This is a genomic window from Arthrobacter sp. SPT-J7, assembly GCF_059089965.1.
Map to the genome: position 1 here is coordinate 57,272 of NZ_JBNHFF010000001.1, position 18,228 is coordinate 75,499.

An 18,228-nucleotide genomic window follows, 5' to 3' on the forward strand; every position below is an offset into this window, starting at 1 on the left:
GAGGGAAGCGAAGCAGCGGTCGGCCTGCCGCCTAGCGGACCGGCGCGCCGGGCACGGGCGGCGATGTATGCCACCTTTGCCATCTTTGCGTTGAACGGCCTGGTCTTCGCCAGTTGGGCGGCCCGAATTCCCGCGGCCGCCGCATCGCTGGACATCAGCGCCGGCCAAATCGGCGCCCTGCTCCTGGCGCTTGGCCTGGGCTCGGTCATTTCGCTGCCGTTGGCGGGACCGGTTGCGGCGAAGATCGGCACCGCCAATACGGTCCGCGCCGGTGGACTGATCGCCGCCGTGAGCGCGGTTGGCCTCGCCGCGGCGTTGGCCGCCGGCTCTGTCCCGGCAAGTGCGGCCGCCCTGTTCTGCTACGGCGTCGGCGTGGCGTGGTGGGACGTTGCGCAGAACATCGAAGGCGCGGATGTGGAGCGGAAATTGCTGCGCACGGTGATGCCGCAATTCCACGCCGCCTTCAGCCTCGGTGCGTTCACCGGCGCCATGGTCGGCGCCGGGCTCTCCGTGCTCGGCGTCTCGCTGTCCGCCCACCTGGCGGTGCTGGCGGCAATCGTCGCCGTCGCCACCTGGCTGGTGCCGCGGGCGTTCCTGCCGCACCTGAAGCGCCATGAGGACGACGGCGGTGCCCGGCTCGGGCGGTTCGCCGCCTGGCGCGAACCGCGGACGGTGCTGATCGGCGTCGTCGTCCTCGGTGCCGCCCTGACCGAGGGTGCCGCCAACGACTGGATCGCGCAGGCCACCGTCGTCGGGCTCGGCGCCACCGAAGCCATGGGCGCCGTGATGTTCGGCGTCTTCGTGGCCGCCATGACGCTGCTGCGCTTTGCCGGCGGCCGGTTCATCGACCGCTGGGGCCGGGTTGCCGTGCTGCGGATCAGCCTGGGCACCGCGCTGGCCGGGCTGCTGGTCTTCGTGTTTGCGCCGAACCTGCCGCTGGCGTTTGCCGGAGCCGTGCTCTGGGGCGCTGGTGCAGCCCTGGGCTTCCCGATGGGCATGTCCGCCGCCGCGGACGATCCGAGGCGGGCGGCCGAGCGCGTCTCCGTGGTCTCGACTCTGGGCTACGTGGCGTTCTTGGCCGGCCCGCCCTTCCTCGGCTTTTTGGGTGAGCACGTCGGCATCCGCAACGCCCTGCTCGCCGTCGCCGTCCTGATGGTCGCCTCGCTGCTCACCGCCCCGGCCGCCCGGGAGCAGTGGCACCCCCGAAATTAAAGGGCGGCGCCAGATAGATGCCGCTTCCAGTAGCCGCCCGGACCACTGCCACTGGCAATAATGCGGGCTCACACCCATCCTTGTAGAACCACTTACAAGGGCCTCAACAGCAGGAGGCAATGGCAATGAGCAATCCATCAGTTAATTCGGGGATCAAAGCAAAGCACCGGGCCATGTGGGCACTCGGCGACTACCCCGCCGTCGCTACGGAGGTGATCCCCGGCCTGGGCACCGCTCTGGTCGAGGCAAGCGGCATACAGGAGGGCGACCGGGTTGTGGATATTGCGGCGGGCTCCGGTAACGCGGCCATTCCGGCGGCGCAGGCGGGGGCGCAGGTCACCGCGGCGGACCTCACGCCAGAACTGTTCGAGCAGGGGCGCAGGTTGGCTGCACGTGCTGGTGTTTCCGTGGACTGGCAGGAGGCCGACGCGGAGGACCTCCCGTTCGGGAACGGTTCCTTCGATGCCGCGATCTCCTGCGTGGGGATCATGTTCGCTCCCAACCACCAGGCCTGCGCCGACGAACTGGTCCGGGTGCTGCGGCCCGGAGGAACGATCGCCTTGGCCAATTGGACGCCCGAAGGCTTCGTAGGGCATATGTTTGCGACGATGAAGCCGTACGCACCTCCGCCGCCTTTTGGTGCACAGCCGCCGCCGCTCTGGGGCAATCAGGAGCACGTGCAGGACTTGTTCAACGACCGGGCCACCGACGTCGTGGCCCGACGCGAAAAGCTGACGGTGGACAGGTTCGGCTCCGCTGAGGAATTCCGCGACTTCTTCAAGGCCTGCTATGGCCCCACCATCAACACGTACCGGAACATTGCGGAGGATCCCGACCGGGTCCAGGCCCTCGATCAGGATCTTGCCGACCTGGCCCGCCGGCACGATCTCGGTGACGGCAGGATGGAATGGGAGTACCTGCTGTTCACAGCCCGCAAAAGGTGACTTCGCTGGAAGCGGTTGGGATGCTGCATTCGCGCTGAAGGGGTTACGGTCGTTCCTGGGGCGGCATTGATGCGGCAAAGTCGCGGTTTCGAAGCAGCGATTTGACCGGGGGAACCGGGTGGCCGCGGAGGTGGATGCCCACCGCGACCGCCACGGTTATCGCTCCGAGCACTCCGCAGATGATGTCCGTCATGGTGTCCTGCAGGTTGGCGTTTTGTGCGTGGCTGCCCAGGAGGTGGTCGCTGGTGAACTCGGCGATTTCCCACGCGGCAGCGACGAAACCGCCAGCGGTCACCACCCCGGCCACAACCAGAAAGGGCGGAAGGTCAAGGTGTTTCCTGCGGCCGACGATACCGAGGGCGAACGTGGCGGCGCACCCCACGAGCAACCCCGAGAACACGTGTATGGCCTTGTCCCAATCGGGCCGGAACGCATAGAGGCCCAACCGGGTGCCGGCGAACGGTCCGGCAAGCAGGAATCCCAGATAGCAGCCGTGCAGCCACGCGGGGAACCGGGCCTCGATGACCCGCTCCACCGAGGAGGGAACCAGTGCGGCCACGGCCAACAGGGCGGGAACCACGGCCTCGCTCCAGGCATTGGCTACCGCGGCCACTGCCAGGAAACCAAGAAAAAGCATCTCCACCGGGATCAGCATCGCCGTCCCGGGTTCGGCCAGAAAGAACCGGACACCGAAGCGAAGGGGGCCGGCCACGCGGCCAGAGGGTTTTTTAGCGCCGACAGGCCGGTCGAGGCCCTTCATGTGCTTCGGGGTGCTTTCGGGCAAGTCGGGTACGCCGGAGGAGTCGGGTGCGGGAGGCAGGTTCATGGTTTCCGCTTCGGCGTTATTCCTGGACTACTCTGAAGCGCGTCAAGGATCGGAGCTTCGTTCTGGTCCATGGAACCTCCTCAAGCCCGGCCTATGGTCAGCGCGCTTGGTGTTCCGCGTCACGCTAACCGGTGCCGACCCCGGTGCGCAAGAAGTTCGGGCTATCGCTTCGCGGATGCCAATCCGTTGCCCCAACGTATCCAGTGCGTCAGACTGGCCCGGTAACGCCTTCTGCTGGAGGAGAGATGATGCAAGCCCTGACCGTTATGCCCGGCGAGAAGGGTTCACTCATACTGCGTGACGTCGCCGGGCCGTTACCCGAGCAGGGCCCGGTTCTTCCTTGTACGGCCGCCATGAGCTACAACGGCCCCCTCCGGGCGGCCCGGTGAACCTGGAAGAACTGCTCGCACGCGTCAGGCATTGGAAAGCCTCCACGGAAGCGCCCGTTGTCATCGGCGTGGTCGGCGCGCCAGGCGCCGGCAAGACCACCCTGGTGGAAAGCCTCATCAAGGAACTGAACAAGGACACCCGGGAACCCGAAAGCCAGGCGTTCGTCCACGTCCCGATGGACGGTTTCCACCTCTCGGACCAGGAGCTGGCCCGCCTTGGCATCCTTGACCGAAAGGGTGCACCGGAGACCTTCGATGTGCACGGTTACGCCGCGCTGCTGCAACGGCTGCGCGCGGAGCGGGATGCCGTCGTCTACGCCCCGGGATTTGAACGGACCCTCGAACAGCCCATCGCCGGCGTCATCCCCGTCTTCCCTTCCGCCGCCACCATCCTGACCGAAGGGAACTACCTGCTCCTCGACAGCCCGGAATGGCGCAAAGTGCGCGGCCAGTGCAACGAAATCTGGTACTGCGAACAAGACGACAGCATGCGGATCCGGCGCCTCATCCAGCGACACGTTGACTTCGGCAAGAGCCAGTCGGAAGCGGAAGCCTGGGTCAGAACTGTCGATGAAAGGAATGCCCAACTGATCAGCGCCACCCGCAATGCCGCAGACCTCATCGTCACCTTGGAAGAAGTAGGCGCTGCCTAGCTCACGAGCCAGCCGCCGCCAACGCGGAGGCTATCTACGACACCGGCTCTGGCTCTGGCCATGTGCGCAGCAAGTGCGGCCCCAGGTCCTCGATGGTCGATGCACCAACAAGCTGCATCGTCACCTCGATCTCCTTCGCCAGCAGCTCGATCACCCGGTCAACGCCTTCGCGCCCGCCGGCCATGAGCCCGTAAAGGTAGGCGCGCCCAATAAGGGTGAAGTCCGCTCCGGCGCACAGCGCCGCGACGATGTCCGTACCGGACATGATCCCCGAATCGAGGATGATCTCCACCCTGCTCCCGGCTTCGGCCCGCACCTCGGCCAGGGCGCGGAGCGAGACCGGCGCGCGGTCAAGCTGCCGCCCGCCGTGGTTCGAGACGATGAGGCCGTCTGCTCCGGCGTCGAGCGCACGGCGTGTGTCCTGGGCCGTCAGCACGCCCTTGACGAACAGCTTCCCGGCCCACACCGACCGGATCCACTCGAGGTCCGCCATCGAGAGCGACGGATCGAACATTGAGTTGATGAGCGTCGGCAGGTCGTGGCTGGCCCCGGACAGCGACGCGAACGTCAGGGGGTCGGTGGTGAGGAAGTTGAACCACCACTCGGGACGGTAGGAGGCATCGAGCACGGTTTTGAGGGTCAGCCTGGGCGGAATGGTCATGCCGTTGCGCACGTCCCTCAGCCGCTGACCCGCGACCGGTGTGTCTACGGTTACGAGCAGCGTGTCGAAGCCCGAAGCTTCCGCGCGGCGCAGCAGGTCGAGCGACTTCTGCCGGTCCTTCCACAGATACAGCTGGAACCAGCGCCGGCCCCCAGGGGCGGCTGCGGCTACCTGCTCGATCGAGCGCGTGCCCATGGTGGACAGGGAGAACGGGATGCCCGCCGCGGCGGCAGCGGTCGCTCCCGCGTCCTCGCCTTCCGCGTGCATGAACCGTGTGAACCCGGTCGGAGCTATTCCGAACGGCAGCGAGGAAGTGCCGCCGGCGATCGGGGTCGAAAGGTCCACCTTCTCGGTCCCGTGCAGAATGCGGGGGAGGAGCTCGACGGCGTCAAACGCCTCCCGTGTCCGTCTCGCCGTGAGCTCCCGCTGGGCGGCGCCGTCCACGTAGTCGAAAGCGGGCGTGGGCGTGCGGCGCTTCGCGATCGTGCGAAGGTCCCACAGATCTGCGGCGTGAGCCAGCCGTGCGGCCCGGCGGTCCAGACTCGGGAGTTCGAACTTCAGCAGCGGGCGAAGTTCGCTCACGCGGGGGAAGCTGCGCTTCATGAGGGTACCTCCAAGGTGTGGAATCAGGCGGCGGTGGTGCCGCGGCCGCGGGCCAAGAGCACCGCGATCACAGAAGATGCGCAGCATGCGGCAAGGAACAGCGCCGCCGACCACGTGCTGCCCTGTGCCGCCGCGATCAGCGCGCCCGCGATGAGCGGGCTCAGGCCTGCCACGATCGCGCCGTTGAGTTCGCGTGCCAGCCCGACGCCGGAGAAGCGTCGTTCCGGCGGGAACAGATTGGTCAGGAAAGCGCCTTGGGCGCCGCTCGTCATCGCAATCACGACGCCGTATCCCACGGCAATCGTTGCCGTCGCCACCGCGACCGAGCCGCTGGTCAGGGCGGCGAACAGCGGGAACGCGAACAGCGCGCCGGCGGCAGAACCGATCGCGAGAACGCGGCCGGCTCCAAAGCGGTCGGCAAGCCAGCCGCCCGCCGGCGTTGCCACGACGCCCGCGAGGGATCCGACCGTGACGGCGAGCAGCGCGTCGGGACGGCTCATCCCCACGGCGGGGGACGCCATCAAGCCGATCGCGAACACCGCCATGATGTAGTTCAGGGCATTGTGACCGGTGATGGAGAAGAAGCCTATCAGGACGGCAACGGGGTCCTTGCGCAGGAGCTCCATCACAGGCAGCTTGCGCTTGCGCGCCTCGTCGGCGTGCTCACTCGCCTGGCGGTATTCCGGGGTCTCCTCGAGTTTGGCGCGGATGAACAGCGCCACGAAGAACAAGACGGCGGAGGCAAGGAACGGGATGCGCCAGGCCCACTCGAGCAGCGCGGCGTCGCCGGCGGAGGACGCCCAGAGGAAGGCCACGGTGGCCAGGGCAATGCCCGCGGGTGGCGTCGCCAGCACCACGGCGGTGAAGAAGCCGCGCCGCTTGGCGGGGGCAAACTCCGCGACGAGTGTCATGGCTCCCGCGAGCTCGGCACCCGCGCCGAGTCCCTGAAGGAGGCGGAACATGATCAGCAGGAGCGGGGCAGCAGCCCCGATCGCGGCCGCGGTCGGCAGGAGACCGATGCCCACCGTCGCGGCACCCATGAGCAGAATCGTCAGCAGCATCGCGGGCCGGCGGCCGTGCCGGTCACCCAAATGCCCAATCAGCACCCCGCCCAACGGCCGGGCCACGAAGCCGACAGCAAAGGTTGCGAACGCCGCGAGCGATGCCTCGGACCCGGTTCCGGCAAAGAAGAGGGGACCAATGACAAGGCCTGCTGCTGCGCCGTACAGCGCGTAGTCGTACCACTCAATCAGCGTCCCGAGGGTCGCCGCGAAGAGCGCGCGACGGGCGCCCGGGGTGAGCCCGGTAGGACTGGTGGCAACGGCGGCGTTGGCCAAGGTTCCTCCTGGAGGGCGGAAGATGGAGCGACAGGAATACGTGAAATATATTTCTAGCATCTTGTGATACGATTCACAAGCTGGTGAAGGGAGGAACTGTGGCTGACTCGATGACCGATAGGGTGGCCGGCGCGTTGCGCAGTCAGATTCTCGCCGGCGACTTGGCGCCGGGGTCCCTCGTAGTTGAGCCCAGGCTGGCCGAGGAGTTTGGCGTCTCGAAAACTCCGGTGCGGGAGGCACTGCGTCTTCTCACCACCGAAGGCCTCCTGACCGTGCTCCCTAAGAAGGGCTACCTGGTCGTGACGATGAGCTCGCACGACGTCGCCGAGGTCCTCGACCTCCGCATGCTCCTTGAGCCGCATGCGTGCGCGAGCGCCGCCGCCTACGCGGACCACGACCTGCTGACTACGCTGCGGGAACTTTTGGACAAGCAGCGTGAGAAGGCCGTGGCCGAGCCGCTCGCGAGCATGGAGCACGCCTACTCGTTCCACCGCGCCCTGGCACGGGGTGCGCGGAACCGCAGGCTCGACGAGTTTTTGGCCCGATGCCTCGATGAGACCTCCCGCGCCTACCGCGTGCTGCCCGGCCTTCACGCCCACTTGGCCGCGGACCAGGAACTGATTGAACACGAGGCCATTTACACGGCCGTGGCCGCTGCCGATGGCGCAGGCGCGGCCGAGGCAATGCGAACCCATCTGCGCAACGTACGCTCCGCGGTGGCCCGTCAGTTCGAGCGGCCAAGCGACCTTTGGGCCTAGTATCCGGCTCTTTGCGGAACCCAGCACTGCTCCGGCCGTAACCCGATGGCGGGCTTCTGCACGATCGGCACGTCCGCCAGGGGAAGCTCCACTCCGAGAAATGGTTGCCCGCAGCTCCGTCCGCCCCTAGCCTGAGCTCAACGACAGGAGACAGGCATGGAATTCGCCATCATTTTTGCCATCCTTTGCGCAGCGTGTATCGCCTGGGTGGTTCTGGGCGCTCGCGCCGACCGCCGATCAGTAAAGAGCGGCCGGCGTCCCGTGAATACGGATGCGGCGAGCGCGGGAGCCTTTGGAGCCACTGCCTACGGAGGAGATTCCGGTGGCGGTGGCGGCGGCGACTGCGGCTGACGGGAAACGTAGAAGTCCTGCTCAGCAGGTATCCGTAACAGGCCTGCCGCCGGACAGGCGAGACCGGATGTTGTCCGCCTGAGCAGCGAGGGTCCGGCGTTGGCCGCGGGTGAACCTTCTGACCTGCAGGTCGAGGACTGCACGACACACCACTTCGTCCACCTCCAGCAACTCCGTGAGGCGACGTATTGGCTCGTCCATATCCTCTGAAGCTTCAACCACGTGGAAAATCTCGTCGCGCCGGTCCATCGCCTTCACGAGGCCGTCCAAGATTTTCAGGCTGAGCTCGGCCTGTCTCCGCTCCTCCGCAGTCATGCTGCGATTCTTCCATGCACGGTTCAGCGCTCCGGGGCACTTCAGGGCATCCCCCAGTAGAGCGGGCGCAAGCGAAACCCGTAGCGTCATCCGCAGGGATGATCCAGCCGCCCGCCAAGATCATCCTTGGGTGCGCTGTGCCGGCGGCCGGCAATCCGTAACGTAACTAGTGGCCCCGAAAGCCAGGGCGCCATCCCATACACGAAGGACGGTTCAGATGATCGAGGCACAGGGCCTGGTCAAGGTCTACGGAAACAAACCGGCAGTGCAGGGCGTCTCCTTCACTGTGCAGCCCGGCCGGGTCACCGGCTTCCTGGGCCCGAACGGCGCAGGCAAGTCGACCACCATGCGGATGATCATGGGGCTGGACCGTCCCACCTCCGGCGACGTGCTGGTCAACGGCAAGCACTACGCCAAGCACCGCGCACCGCTGCGCGAAGTCGGTGCCCTGCTGGACGCCAAGGCGGTGCACACCTCGCGGACTGCGTACAACCACCTCCGGGCGATGGCCGCCACCCACAGCATCCCCACCAAGCGGGTGCACGATGTCATCGAGCTGACCGGCCTCGGCGCCGTGGCCAAGAAGCGCGTCGGCGGATTCTCGCTGGGCATGGGGCAGCGGCTGGGCATTGCGGCCGCACTGCTCGGTGACCCGCAGACCATCATCTTGGACGAGCCGGTGAACGGACTGGACCCGGAAGGCGTGCTCTGGGTGCGCAACCTGGTTAGGGCGCTCGCGGCCGAGGGCCGGACGGTGTTCCTGTCCTCCCACCTGATGAGCGAAATGTCACTGACGGCGGACCATCTGATCGTGATCGGCCGCGGCCGGATCATCGCCGATGCGCCCATCCAAGACATCCTGAACAACCGCGCCCAGCGGGTACGGGTGCGCACCGACCGCCCGGACGTCCTCACCCGGGCGCTGGCCGGCGAGGGCGTCAGCGTCGAAGCGCGCGAACCGGAACTGCTGGAAATCAGCGGCGTGGCGGCGCGGGCCATTGCCGAAACCGCTCTCGCCCAGCAGGTGCTTGTTTACGAACTCACCCCGCTGCAAGCGTCCTTGGAAGAGGCCTACATGGACCTGACCAAGGACGAAGTCGAATACCATTCCGGCCCGGTGGCCGATGTACATGACCATGCCGGCACCGCAGAGTCCGGACGGCACGCTGCTGTCGCCGCCGGCGCCAGCCAGGAAGGAAACTGACCATGAGCGCTGCAACCCTGACTCCCCAAGCCGGGCGCGTCACCGGCCACGGCGTGAGCTTCCCCCGCACGCTGCGAAGCGAGTGGATCAAGTTCACCACGCTCCGTTCCACCTGGGTGCTGCTGGCAACCACCGTCCTGGTGATGGTCGGCATCGGCCTGCTCGGCGGCTGGGGCATTGCCACCGGCATGGAGCAGATGGAATCCGCCGGCCAGGACCCTGCCGCGGCGGGCATGGACGTGTCCATCCTGTACCTGATGACCAGCGGCGGCCTTGACTTCGGCCAGCTGATCATCGGCTCGCTCGGCGTGCTGCTGATCGCCTCCGAATACTCCACCGGCATGATCCGGTCCACCATGACGGCGGTGCCGTCGCGGCTGTCGCCGCTGTTCGCCAAGGCCCTGGTCGTCGCGGTGGTGGCCGCCGTCGTCGGCATTGTTTCCAGCTTCATCACCTACTTCCTGCTGCAGCCGATCCTGGCCAACTACGGCCGGGAATTCGGGCTGGACGTGGACCACCTGGTGCAGTCCATGCTGCTCTCCGGCGTGTACCTGGCCATCGTGGCGCTGATGGGCCTGGCGCTCGGATCCCTGCTGCGCAACAGCGCCGGCGGGATCGTCACCCTGGTGGTGCTGCTGCTGGTGCTGCCGATCGTCGCCCAGATCATCCCCTTCGATTGGGTGCAGGACGGCGTCATGCCCTTCCTGCCCTCCAACGCCGGACGGCAAATGGTGATGCTGGAAACCGCCGACGGCGACCTGACCCAGTGGCAGGGCGGGCTGGTCATGGCGGCCTGGGCCGCAGTGCTGCTGGCCGGCGCGGCGGTGACCACCAAGGCTCGGGACGTCTAAGCGCCCGGCTAGGCTCAACGGATGACTGACAAGCCTTCGGTGAAGGAGGCGGCGGAACGAACGGCCGCCGTCTCCTTCACCGAAATTTCTTCCAAGCGCCGGGGTCCCATCCGGCGCTATTTCCATACCCACCCGGTGGCGATGGACTGGGTGCTGATCGGCATCAACGTGCTGTTCGGACTGCCGAACGCGGTGATGACCGCGGCCGACGGCGAGTGGTCGCCGCTGCTGCTCCTGTTGGCCGGAGGCGCGGCGCTGGTGTGGCGCCGCCGGTACCCGCTGCTGGTGCTGGCGGCCATTGCCGTGGTGGACATGCTGATTGTGCTGATGACCAGCACCGGCAGCGGCTCCTTCGCCATGTGGTTCGCCGTCTACACGGTGGCAACCACCCAGCCCGCGGTGCGCGCCATCGCGGCGGCGGTGCTCGCCGTCGTGCCGATGATGGTGGTCATGGCGGTCCGGATGCCGCCGGAGATCGCCAAGCAAATCGCCACCGGGGAAGTCCCGGCCTTTGTGGGCCTGATTACCGGGCTGGTGCTGATCCTGGCAAATATCATCGCCGCGGGAATTGGCGTCACCGTACGCCGGGACCGGCTTCATGATGCCGAACTGCAGAGCTGGGCGGCGGACAACACCAAGCTGGCGTCGGCGAACGAACGCACCCGCATTGCCCGGGAGATGCATGATGTGGTGGCCCACTCGCTATCGGTGATGATCGCGCTTTCTGATGGCGCCGCCGTCGTGGTCCGCAAGGATCCGGAACGCGCCGGGCAGGTGCTGGACCAACTCTCTGCAACGGGCAGAACGGCGCTGGCGGACATGCGCCGGGTGCTGGGAGTGCTGCGCACCGAGAACGGTGCGGACGTGGCCCCGTTGGCACCGGCGCCGTCGGGCGATCAGATGACCGGGCTGCTGGACGGCTTCCGGGCAGCCGGCCTGCCGCTGCGCACGGTCATGTCCGGGCCGGCGCTGCCGGACGACCAGAATTTCCGGCTCACTGTGTTCCGGATTGTGCAGGAGTCGCTGACCAACGTGCTGCGCTACGCCAAGGGCGTGTCCAGGGTTGACGTGGCGTTGATCCGCGACGGCGACGCCGTGCACATCACGGTGGCCGACGACGGCCGGGAGGCCGGCGAGTCCGACTCGCTGGGTGCCGGCCAAGGCCTCGTCGGGATGCGCGAACGCGCCGCCATCTACGGCGGCCGCGTTGCCAGCGGTCCGCGATCCGGCGGTGGTTGGATGGTGGAGGCAACCCTGTATTGGCCCGGAGAGGAAGAGAAGAGTGTCTGAGAGCACCGAAAGCAGCCCGGCCGGGCCAGTGAAAGTCCTGCTGGTGGACGACCAGCCGCTGCTGCGGATGGGCTTCAAGCTCATCCTCGAGGGCGAGGACGACGTCGTTGTGGTGGGGGAGGCGTCCGACGGCGCCGAGGCGCTGGAGCTGACCCGGCAACTGGCGCCGGACGTGGTGCTGATGGACGTGCGGATGCCGGTGCTGGACGGGATCGAGGCCACCCGGCAGATTGTCACCGCCGGGCTGCCGGCGCGGGTGATCATTCTGACCACGTTCGATCTGGACGAGTATGCGTTCGCCGGGCTGCAGGCCGGAGCCAGCGCCTTTCTGCTGAAAGACGTGGCGCCCGCAGAACTGGTCCAGGCGGTGCGCCTGGTCTCCTCCGGCGACGCCGTGGTGGCGCCGCGGGTGACGGCGCGGCTGCTGGAGACGTATGTGCGCGGTTTGTCGCCGGTGGGCAGCCCGGCGGCCCCGCCGCAGCGCGACCCCTTGCTGGACGACCTGACGCCGCGGGAACTGGAAGTGCTGCAGACGATCGCGGAGGGCCTGTCCAACGCGGAAATCGCGCACCGGTTCTTCCTCTCGGAAGCGACCGTAAAGACGCACGTGCGGCGGATCCTCGCCAAGCTGCACCTGCGCGACCGGGTGCAGGCCGTCGTCTACGCCTACGAGACCGGCCTGGTGGTGCCGAGCCAGGGGCTGGACTACTGACGCAGTCCGTCCCTGGGGCCAGGCCTGCGCCCTTGGCCCGCGCGGCGCGGTGCGCCGAAACCGTGACGCGCTGTGGAGGACAGGTCGGTCCGGCGGATTTACGCGCCCGGACCGGTGTCCGGTAGCATTGACAAGTCTGTGCTGTCAGCACCAGCCGGTATTCCTTGTGACAATAGCCAAAACACATGCAATATCCCTGTTCGGTGGCAGGCAGGCAACGCAACAGAACCTCCTGTTACGGAAAGACCGTGACCGCTTAGCCCGAAGGAGGTGGGTTCACAATGCGTGCTTATGAACTGATGGTAATCATCGACCCCGAGGTCGAAGAGCGTACCGTAGAGTCCTCGCTCGACAAGTTCCTCAATGTCGTCCGCAACGACGGCGGAACCATCGACAAGGTGGACATCTGGGGACGCCGCCGGCTCGCCTACGACATCAAGAAGAAGTCCGAAGGCATCTACGCGGTGGTCAACTTCACCGCCACTCCCGCTACTGCTGCTGAGCTTGACCGCCAGCTTGGTCTGAACGAGACCATCCTGCGCACCAAGATCATCCGCCCGGAGGAGCAGAAGATCTCCGCTGAGTAATCAGCTGTGATCGCCGCGTCCTTTCCGGGACCGGCATTGACGAAGACAATCCCGCGCACCATCTGGCAAGCGGGACCAGGACATCAGGAGGCAACATGGCAGGCGAAACCGTTATCACGCTCGTCGGTAATCTCACCAACGATCCCGAGCTGCGGTTCACTCCGTCCGGGTCCGCGGTAGCGAACTTCACCGTTGCATCCACACCGCGGACCTTCGACCGCCAGTCCAACGAGTGGAAGGACGGGGAAACCCTGTTCCTCCGCGCGTCGGTATGGCGCGAAGCTGCCGAAAACGTCGCCGAAACCCTGACCAAGGGCATGCGCGTGATCGTTCAGGGCCGGCTGAAGTCCCGTTCGTACGAAACCAAAGAAGGCGAAAAGCGTACCGTCATGGAGCTTGAGGTCGACGAGATCGGCCCCTCGCTGCGCTACGCCTCTGCCAAGGTCACCCGTACCCAGCGCTCCGGCGGCGGGCAGGGCGGTTTCGGCGGCGGCCAAGGCGGCTTTGGCGGCGGTGGCTTCGGCGGAAACCAGAACCAGGGCGGTTGGGGCGGACAGCAGTCCGGCCAGCAGCCCGCACCCCAGGATGATCCGTGGGGAGCACCGGCCGGCGGCAACTCCGGCGGCTGGGGCAACGGTCCGGATTCCAACGAACCTCCCTTCTAACAACAAACCCCATCCCGTGGAAAAGATCCACGGGCTCCACAAGATAAAGGAGCTCCACGATGGCTAAGGCTGAAATTCGTAAGCCCAAACCAAAGTCCAACCCCTTGAAGGCCGCTGACGTCACCGTCATCGACTACAAGGACGTAGCTTTGCTGCGCAAGTTCATCTCTGACCGCGGAAAGATCCGCGCCCGCCGCGTGACTGGCGTCACCGTGCAGGAGCAGCGCAAGATCGCACTGGCTATCAAGAATGCCCGCGAAGTTGCGCTGCTGCCCTACTCCGGCGCTGGCCGCGGCTAAGCGAAGCGAAGAGGAGAGAGTACTGACATGGCAAAGCTCATTCTGACCCACGAAGTGACCGGTCTCGGCACTGCTGGCGACGTCGTCGAGGTAAAGAACGGTTACGCCCGTAACTACCTTCTGCCCCGCGGCTTCGCCCTGACCTGGACCAAGGGCGGCGAGAAGCAGGTGCAGTCCATCAAGGCCGCGCGTGCCGCTCGCGAGATCGCTTCCCTGGAAGACGCACAGCAGCTCGCAGCCAAGCTGTCCGGCAAGCCGGTCACGCTGACCGTCAAGGCGGGCGAGTCCGGCCGTCTGTTCGGCACGGTCAAGCAGTCCGACGTTGCTTCCGCTGTCGAGGCCGCCGGCCTCGGCGCCATCGACAAGCGCAAGGTCGAGCTGACCGAGCACATCAAGTCGGTGGGCGACTACCAGGCAACCGTGCGTCTGCACGAAGAGGTCTCCGCAGTCATCGACCTGAAGGTCGTTGCTGGCTAACAGCCTCACTGACACAGCAGGCCGGGTCCGTCGAGGGCCCGGCCTGCTGTGTTAAACGCCCGCTACGCTGTAACCCATGAGCACACACCAGTTCAGCCAAGTAGACGTCTTCGCGACCGGACCCTGCACCGGCAACCCGCTGGCCGTGGTCTCGGGAGCCGAGACGCTGGACGGCGAGCAGATGCAGCGCTTCGCCAACTGGACCAACCTGTCCGAGACCACTTTCCTGTTGCCGCCCGACAGCCCGGAAGCCGACTACCGCGTCAGGATCTTCACACCCAGCGGCGAGCTCCCTTTTGCCGGACATCCCACGCTGGGCACCGCCGCGGTCTGGCTCGCCGCCGGCGGGCAGCCCCAAGCTGACGGTGTGATCATTCAGGAATGCGCCGCCGGCCTGGTGAAGGTGAAGAACGACGGCGGACGGCTGGCCTTCGCAGCCCCGCCGCGGCGGCGCACCGGCCCGCTGCCGGAGGAGAACGTCGCCAAGATCTGTGCGGCGCTGGGGCTGGCCCGCGGCGACGTGCTGCGCCACCAGTGGGCCGACAACGGTCCGCAGTGGCAGGCGCTGCAGTTGCGGGACGCCCAGGCGGTTCTGGACGTGGTGCCCGACTATCCGGCGCTGTCCCCGTTCGGCGTCGGCCTGGTCGGGGCCCACACCGGGGGCACCGGGCCCGACTTCGAGGTCCGCGGACTGATGGGCTTCGAGGAGTTGCCGGCCGAAGACCCGGCGACCGGCAGTCTGAACGCCGCCCTGGCCCAGTGGCTGATCGGCGAAAACGAAGCGCCGGTAAGTTACACCGTCCGGCAGGGAACGGCGTTGGGGCGCGACGCCCGGTTGTATGTCGATGCCGACGGTGACGAGATCTGGATCGGCGGGGACGTGCAAACGCTGATCACCGGAACCGTCGACCTCTGAGCCTGCCGGCACCGGCGAACAGTTGGCCGGCGAAGACCGGCGGCCGCCAACAGCAAACCACCGTGCGTCAGGTCAGCTCTGGAAGGATTCCGGGTCCGCCGCCGTGATGGTCCGGTAGCCGAGCTCAATCAGTTCCTTGAACACGTCGAGGTCGATGTCTGCCAGCTTGTTAACGTAAAGGCAGGCGACACTGGTCTTGTGCTTGCCCAAGCGTGCCAGCAGCGGTGCGGACTCCGGCGCGTAGGTCAGTCCGTACAGGGCCAGATTGCCCTTCCTGGGGGAGAAGCCGACGGCGGCAGCGTCACCTTCGCGTCCGCTCGCGTACTTGTAGTGGTAGCTGCCGAATCCGATGATCGACGGCCCCCACATGACGGGGTCCTGCCCGGTGATGTCCCGCATCAGCTCCAAGACCGTCTCTGCGTCCTGACGGCGGACTGGGTGTTCCACGGACGCCAGGAATGCCTCGACGGAAACGTCCGTGGGCGCGGTCTTATTCTCGGCCATGGGATGAAGTCTCGCAGAAGGCCGGAGGGGTTGCCAGCGCCGGACGGGCGCGTCGCCCGGCCCTGACGCGCCGCCCGGCTCTGACGCGCCGCCCGGCTCTGCCGCTAGGACTCGTCTTCGGGTCCGATCAGATCCACAAACTCGCGCGCGTCCGCCTCGGTGGCTTCGGAATGGTCCAGAAGCAAGCGAACAGCATCTTCCCGGTCGCCGCCGAGAGCCGCGGTGCGGATTCGGTCATAGACGTCGTCGTTCAGGCGCGTGCTGGCGATTTCCCGGATGGTGTCGCCTTTGGACACAATGGCCCGGTAGCGGTATCCCGTCGGCGTGGTCCGTGCGGCCGGAGACGGCTCTTGCGACGGGGCATCCTCCGCCTGGGCCGATACGGGGGGAGTCTGTCGGGTCTCCGACTCCTCTTGTCGCTGTTCCGGTGCTGTCTCCCTTGGCACCTCATCTGCAGGCCGGAGTTTAGGGAGATCCTCTGGGGAGGCCTTGTAGGGCTGCGGGTGTGCCGACATGTGGGCGACAGCCCCGGTTGCCTCCCGGAGTCCCGCTCCGGTGGCATTGCGATACTCCCGGATGGCGGAGAGGGCCTGTCCTTGCGCGATCAGTGCATAGATTGCTGTGTGTTGCTGCTGGTTCAGCCGGGCGCTGGCCTCGGCGGCAGCTTCCTTGGATGTTGCCGGTGCCGGTTGCTCCGGCGACCTGCGTACTTGTCCGGCGCGGCTGGTTTTGTTCCGCGCCGCAAGACGCACGATGACCAGTCCGATCGCGATGACCAGTACGACGATCAGCAGCGGCACCACAAATTCCATACTTGAATCCTACGTCGCGCCCGGGGTTGCGCCTTCCCGCTTTGTCGGTTGATGGGGATGACACCGATGTAATTCACACTGTGGATAACCAGTGGATAACTTTTGCCTACGCTGCAATTTCCGATCTGTCAACCGCCAAAAACTGGGCATAATTCACAGGAAAATACTTTTCATCCACAGACCCTGAAGAACGTTTACGCAGGTCAGAGGCATGTTACCCGCGAGTTAAGTTTAATATCCACAGCTCTACGCACAGCCTGTGCACAAGACACGCCTGTGAATCCACATTTTATCCACAGGGCCAGTGGATAAGTCGCTTGGTGGAAGCCGGGAAGGGGGCTACCGTTGCGGAGTATCCCACTGATAGTCCGCGTCCGGGCTGTAGTCCTGCGCGCCCTTCGGGCGGTTCGAGCAACTGTCCGAACCGCCTGATAGTTCTGGACCAGAAGGGGTGCGGTACCCGTTCGAGGAACAAAGAAAGCAGGCAGCGGTGTCGTTAGCGCACGCGGATTCGGCAACAGGTCGGGATTCCGAATTCGGACGCACTCCGCCGCAGGACCTGGTGGCCGAGCAGTCAGTGCTGGGCGGCATGATGCTGTCCAAGGACGCCATTGCCGACTGCGTTGAAGTGCTCCGCGGCGTGGACTTCTACCGCCCTGCCCACGAGAGCATCTACGAAGCCATCATCGACCTCTACGGCCGTGGCGAACCGGCGGACGCGGTCACCGTCTCCGACCTGCTGACCAAGCGGGGCGAAATTTCCCGCATCGGCGGTCCCGCCTACCTGCACACGCTGATCCAGTCCGTGCCCACAGCCGCCAATGCGGGCTTCTATGCGGAGATCGTCCGCGAACGCGCAGTGCTCCGCCGCTTGGTCGACGCCGGCACCAAAATTGTCCAACTGGGGTATTCCCAGGATGGCGAAGTCGATGCCATCGTCAATCAGGCCCAGGCCGAGATCTACGCCGTCGCCGAGCGTCGCACCGCCGAAGACTATGTCCCCTTGAAGGACATCATCGAAGGCACCGTGGATGAGATCGAATCCGCCGGCCACCGCGGCGAAGGCATGACCGGTGTGCCCACCGGCTTCTATGAACTCGACGAACTCACCCAGGGTCTGCACGGTGGCCAGATGATTGTCATCGCGGCCCGGCCGGCAGTGGGCAAATCCACCTTCGCACTGGATTTTGCGCGCTCGGCAGCAATCAAGAACAACATGACCACTGTCTTCTTCTCCCTGGAAATGGGCCGGAACGAGATCGCCATGCGCCTGCTCTCCGCAGAGGCCACCATCGGACTGCAGGACCTCCGCAAGGGAACCATCAAGGACGAGCAGTGGGGCAAGATCGCCACCACCATGGGCCGGATGAATGACGCCCCGCTGTTTATCGACGACAGCCCGAACATGTCGCTGATGGAGATCCGCGCCAAGTGCCGGCGGCTCAAGCAGCGGCACGACCTGAAGCTGGTGGTGCTGGACTACCTCCAGCTGATGTCCTCCGGCAAGCGCGTTGAATCCCGCCAGCAGGAAGTCTCGGAGTTCTCCCGTGCGCTCAAGCTGCTGGCCAAGGAACTCGAAGTCCCGGTCATCGCTCTCTCGCAGCTGAACCGCGGTTCCGAGCAGCGTACCGACAAGAAGCCGATGGTCTCGGACCTGCGTGAATCCGGCTCGATCGAGCAGGATGCGGACATGGTCATCCTGCTCCACCGCGAGGACATCTACGACAAGGAATCCCCGCGCGCGGGCGAAGCTGACGTCATCGTGGCCAAGCACCGTAACGGCCCGACCAAAACCATCGTGGTCGGCTTCCAGGGCCACTACTCCCGCTTCGCCAACATGGCGGTTGAACACGGCTAGTCGT

Annotated in this window: 20 protein-coding genes; 14 read left to right on the forward strand and 6 right to left on the reverse strand. The window is 66.1% G+C overall.

Annotated features, from left to right (window positions below):
* Positions 1–63 precede the first annotated feature (63 nt).
* Together AC5RWX_RS00230 and AC5RWX_RS00235 are read left to right on the forward strand one after the other, a co-directional pair.
* A complete protein-coding gene (locus AC5RWX_RS00230) occupies positions 64–1,212 on the forward strand; it encodes an MFS transporter (protein ID WP_494096954.1) in 1,149 nt (382 codons plus the stop codon).
* A gap of 125 nt (positions 1,213–1,337) precedes the next feature.
* On the forward strand, positions 1,338–2,156 hold the full coding sequence (locus AC5RWX_RS00235; protein ID WP_494096769.1) for a class I SAM-dependent methyltransferase: 819 nt from the start codon (positions 1,338–1,340) through the stop codon (positions 2,154–2,156).
* 43 nt (positions 2,157–2,199) lie between these two features.
* Here the strand turns inward: AC5RWX_RS00235 and AC5RWX_RS00240 are convergent, their stop codons facing one another.
* Complete coding sequence (locus tag AC5RWX_RS00240; RefSeq protein WP_494096770.1) at positions 2,200–2,982, reverse strand: DUF2238 domain-containing protein; 783 nt, start codon at positions 2,980–2,982, stop codon at positions 2,200–2,202.
* 385 nt (positions 2,983–3,367) lie between these two features.
* Here AC5RWX_RS00240 and AC5RWX_RS00245 point away from each other — a divergent pair, with 385 nt between their 5' ends.
* Positions 3,368–4,024: a nucleoside/nucleotide kinase family protein gene (locus tag AC5RWX_RS00245; RefSeq protein ID WP_494096771.1), complete on the forward strand. Its 657-nt coding sequence runs from the start codon at positions 3,368–3,370 to the stop codon at positions 4,022–4,024.
* Between the two features lie 34 nt (positions 4,025–4,058).
* Here the strand turns inward: AC5RWX_RS00245 and AC5RWX_RS00250 are convergent, their stop codons facing one another.
* Both AC5RWX_RS00250 and AC5RWX_RS00255 read right to left on the reverse strand, forming a co-directional pair.
* Positions 4,059–5,288 carry an alpha-hydroxy acid oxidase gene (locus AC5RWX_RS00250; protein WP_494096772.1) on the reverse strand — a complete coding sequence of 410 codons (1,230 nt, stop codon included), beginning with the start codon at positions 5,286–5,288 and terminating at the stop codon, positions 4,059–4,061.
* Between the two features lie 23 nt (positions 5,289–5,311).
* A complete protein-coding gene (locus AC5RWX_RS00255; protein WP_494096773.1) occupies positions 5,312–6,625 on the reverse strand; it encodes an MFS transporter in 1,314 nt (437 codons plus the stop codon).
* Between the two features lie 98 nt (positions 6,626–6,723).
* Between AC5RWX_RS00255 and AC5RWX_RS00260 the strand changes: the two genes are divergently transcribed.
* Positions 6,724–7,383 carry a GntR family transcriptional regulator gene (locus AC5RWX_RS00260; protein WP_494096774.1) on the forward strand — a complete coding sequence of 220 codons (660 nt, stop codon included), beginning with the start codon at positions 6,724–6,726 and terminating at the stop codon, positions 7,381–7,383.
* Positions 7,384–7,755: 372 nt separating this feature from the next.
* On the opposite strand, the gene AC5RWX_RS00265 is transcribed toward AC5RWX_RS00260, so the two are convergent.
* Positions 7,756–8,049, reverse strand: coding sequence for a DNA gyrase subunit A (locus tag AC5RWX_RS00265; protein ID WP_494096775.1), 294 nt, complete (start codon positions 8,047–8,049; stop codon positions 7,756–7,758).
* 217 nt (positions 8,050–8,266) lie between these two features.
* Here AC5RWX_RS00265 and AC5RWX_RS00270 point away from each other — a divergent pair, with 217 nt between their 5' ends.
* From AC5RWX_RS00270 to AC5RWX_RS00310, 9 genes are all read left to right on the forward strand, one after another.
* Positions 8,267–9,253, forward strand: coding sequence for an ABC transporter ATP-binding protein (locus tag AC5RWX_RS00270; protein ID WP_494096776.1), 987 nt, complete (start codon positions 8,267–8,269; stop codon positions 9,251–9,253).
* Positions 9,254–9,255: 2 nt separating this feature from the next.
* Entirely contained in the window at positions 9,256–10,104 is an 849-nt protein-coding gene (locus AC5RWX_RS00275) for an ABC transporter permease (protein WP_493963715.1), read from the forward strand.
* Between the two features lie 21 nt (positions 10,105–10,125).
* Complete coding sequence (locus AC5RWX_RS00280; RefSeq protein ID WP_494096777.1) at positions 10,126–11,394, forward strand: sensor histidine kinase; 1,269 nt, start codon at positions 10,126–10,128, stop codon at positions 11,392–11,394.
* Positions 11,387–12,106 carry a response regulator gene (locus AC5RWX_RS00285; protein WP_493951688.1) on the forward strand — a complete coding sequence of 240 codons (720 nt, stop codon included), beginning with the start codon at positions 11,387–11,389 and terminating at the stop codon, positions 12,104–12,106. The genes AC5RWX_RS00280 and AC5RWX_RS00285 overlap by 8 nt, the downstream gene beginning before the upstream one ends.
* A 281-nt stretch (positions 12,107–12,387) precedes the next feature.
* Positions 12,388–12,693, forward strand: coding sequence for a 30S ribosomal protein S6 (rpsF, locus tag AC5RWX_RS00290; protein ID WP_136787676.1), 306 nt, complete (start codon positions 12,388–12,390; stop codon positions 12,691–12,693).
* Positions 12,694–12,788: 95 nt separating this feature from the next.
* Entirely contained in the window at positions 12,789–13,358 is a 570-nt protein-coding gene (locus tag AC5RWX_RS00295) for a single-stranded DNA-binding protein (RefSeq protein WP_493941671.1), read from the forward strand.
* Between the two features lie 59 nt (positions 13,359–13,417).
* On the forward strand, positions 13,418–13,657 hold the full coding sequence (gene rpsR, locus AC5RWX_RS00300) for a 30S ribosomal protein S18 (protein WP_136787674.1): 240 nt from the start codon (positions 13,418–13,420) through the stop codon (positions 13,655–13,657).
* A gap of 27 nt (positions 13,658–13,684) precedes the next feature.
* Positions 13,685–14,134 (forward strand): 50S ribosomal protein L9, encoded by a 450-nt coding sequence (gene rplI, locus AC5RWX_RS00305; protein WP_493951687.1) that lies wholly within the window; start codon positions 13,685–13,687, stop codon positions 14,132–14,134.
* A gap of 76 nt (positions 14,135–14,210) precedes the next feature.
* Positions 14,211–15,050, forward strand: a complete 840-nt coding sequence (locus AC5RWX_RS00310) for a PhzF family phenazine biosynthesis protein (RefSeq protein WP_494096778.1) — start codon at positions 14,211–14,213, stop codon at positions 15,048–15,050.
* Positions 15,051–15,122: 72 nt separating this feature from the next.
* On the opposite strand, the gene AC5RWX_RS00315 is transcribed toward AC5RWX_RS00310, so the two are convergent.
* Together AC5RWX_RS00315 and AC5RWX_RS00320 are read right to left on the reverse strand one after the other, a co-directional pair.
* Positions 15,123–15,554 (reverse strand): DUF1801 domain-containing protein, encoded by a 432-nt coding sequence (locus tag AC5RWX_RS00315; protein WP_494096779.1) that lies wholly within the window; start codon positions 15,552–15,554, stop codon positions 15,123–15,125.
* 104 nt (positions 15,555–15,658) lie between these two features.
* Entirely contained in the window at positions 15,659–16,366 is a 708-nt protein-coding gene (locus AC5RWX_RS00320) for a hypothetical protein (protein WP_494096780.1), read from the reverse strand.
* Between the two features lie 490 nt (positions 16,367–16,856).
* Between AC5RWX_RS00320 and dnaB the strand changes: the two genes are divergently transcribed.
* A complete protein-coding gene (gene dnaB, locus AC5RWX_RS00325; RefSeq protein ID WP_493941666.1) occupies positions 16,857–18,224 on the forward strand; it encodes a replicative DNA helicase in 1,368 nt (455 codons plus the stop codon).
* Positions 18,225–18,228: the final 4 nt, after the last annotated feature.